This window comes from Pseudoduganella sp. RAF53_2 (assembly GCF_052113985.1).
GTDB lineage: Bacteria > Pseudomonadota > Gammaproteobacteria > Burkholderiales > Burkholderiaceae_D > Rugamonas.
In genome coordinates this window covers 1-2,126 of sequence record NZ_JBFRDW010000841.1, presented here as the reverse complement: position 1 = coordinate 2,126, position 2,126 = coordinate 1, and the positions used below count along the sequence as shown (strand labels likewise).

General features: G+C 51.7%; 1 protein-coding gene and 1 pseudogene. Both read left to right on the top strand.

Annotation, left to right across the window (positions count from 1 at the left end; translation table 11 throughout):
- A partial coding sequence (locus AB4Z11_RS30190; protein WP_442029643.1) for an integrase occupies window positions 1-1,915 on the top strand: 1,915 nt, incomplete at its 5' end.
- Window positions 1,912-2,126: pseudogene (locus AB4Z11_RS30185) on the top strand (hypothetical protein); the annotation flags it as partial. The gene AB4Z11_RS30190 and the pseudogene AB4Z11_RS30185, both read left to right, overlap by 4 nt.

Here is a 2,126-nt window from a genome sequence, read left to right as displayed (position 1 = left end):
GGCTGTCTTTAGCACTGCTCTTGATTTTGAGAGCGATGCTTGGGATGTCTCCGAATATGTTCACCTTAGGGCGAAGGGAAACAATCGACTGCGACTATTGTTTTGTTCATGGTCGTCGGCGAACCAACTCGAGCCAACCTCGATGGCCGAGCCATTCAAGGATTTTGCGAAGGCCTATATACGCTACATGCAGGGCCTGCGTCCTACGAAAATTTTGGCTCAGCGACTGGTAGCCTTGCGAGCGCTTGAAGCTGCATTGGTTGAAATTGCTGGAGTGGCAGACGCCATGCTGACGACTGGCTTCATCCTTAATAGAGCTACACAGATGATCGCGGCTCGTTATGCGAAGAGCACTGCTTATAGAATCTCTCGTCATCTCGAAGTCATTGCTGATTTTATGTTCAAGAATCATATGATGAAAGTGGCTTGTCGGTGGAGGACTTTCTTAGTTCGCACACATGACCAGAACAAGGTAGGCGCCGAGTTTGAGCGTCGTCGTCGTTTGAAGTTGCCATCTCAAGCCGCCCTTGACGCTTTGCCGATGGTCTTCAGGGCTGCTCTCGCGCCTGCGGAGATAATTTTTGGCTCGGTTGCAGCCCTTCTTGTTTCTGCACCAGATCGAGTAAGCGAAGTACTGACACTCGACGCAAACTGCGAGGTATATGAAAAAGGACTAAATGGGGAAATTGCCTATGGGCTGCGCTGGTTCCCGGCGAAGGGAGCCGAGCCTATGGTTAAGTGGATTGTCCCTTCGATGGTTCCTGTGGTGAAGGAGGCCGTGGCAAAAATACGGAATGCCACCACGGCGGCTCGAGAGGTGGCACGCTGGTACGAATTGAATCCAACAAGAGTTTATTTGCCAGCGGAACTTGAACACTTCCGCAGCGATACGTTCTTGACCAAGTCGGAGATGGTGCAGTTGTTCAATTTGGCATCAGAAGATTGCGTCGAAATGACGTGTAAGACATTCGACATCGTTCCGCTCTGGCGCGGGCGAAACTGGCGTGTTCGCTTTGATGATGTCGAGAAGTCGTTGCTTAGACATTTGCCAGAAGGTTTTCCCTACCTAGATATGGAGCTTGGACTTCGCTACAGCGAGGCATTATTTGTTGTGCGGCGAAATGAGCTTCACCCGCGGCGCGGTACAAACCCTAGCCTCATTGGTTCGATCACCACTAACCAAGTTAATTCCGCCCTCGGAGGGAAGGTCAACTGCGGCGGCTCATCCATATTCTCCAGGCTTGGATTCTCCGAGAAGGACGGTACGCCTATCCGGGTGTCGTCTAATCAATTTAGACACTATCTAAATACGCTTGCGCAAATGGGAGGGATGGGTCAGCTGGATATTGCGAAATGGTCAGGACGAAAGGATGTTCGCCAAAATCGAGTGTATGACCACATGACCACCACGCAGCTTTTGGAGAGAGCTCGCAGGGCCGTTGGGAACGAGAGCGATATGTTTGGCCCATTAGCGGCACTGCCAGAAAATCTGCCAGTTAGTAGAGAAGAGTTCTCAAGACTACGCATGCCTACGGCGCACGTGACTGAAATTGGGTTCTGCATCCACGACTACACTATGTCGCCCTGCCAGTTGCATCGGGACTGCATTAGATGTGACGACCTCGTTTGCGTCAAAGGAGATGAGTCAAAGACAGACCGTGTACAGAAAGCGCTGGAAAACACTGTCGATTTGCTTCGTAAGGCAGAAGATGCGGTAAAGGCAGGCTACGTGGGAAGCAATCGTTGGTACGACCACCACAAGGAGGCGGCCGATCGGCTCGCACAGCTGCATGCCGTGCTGATCGATCCAACTGTACCAGATGGGGCAGTGGTTCATCTCGGCGCGCCGAAGACATTACTCCACAATGATGCAACGCTCCACTTACTCGGGAAACGCCGCGGAGCGAGCGAATGACGAAAAGGCGGTCCAGGAATCTTGATGATGAAATCATCAAACAAATCGTCGAGATCATTGATGGTTGGTCAGGAGACCTGACATGGGCCAAGTTGATTCATGCGATCGAGCTTCGGCACTTCTCCTGCTACACCCGTCAGGCCTTACATAATCACGAACGAATTCGTGAGGCGTTCAGGTTACGCAAGGAAGAGGCTGCATCATCCAGAGT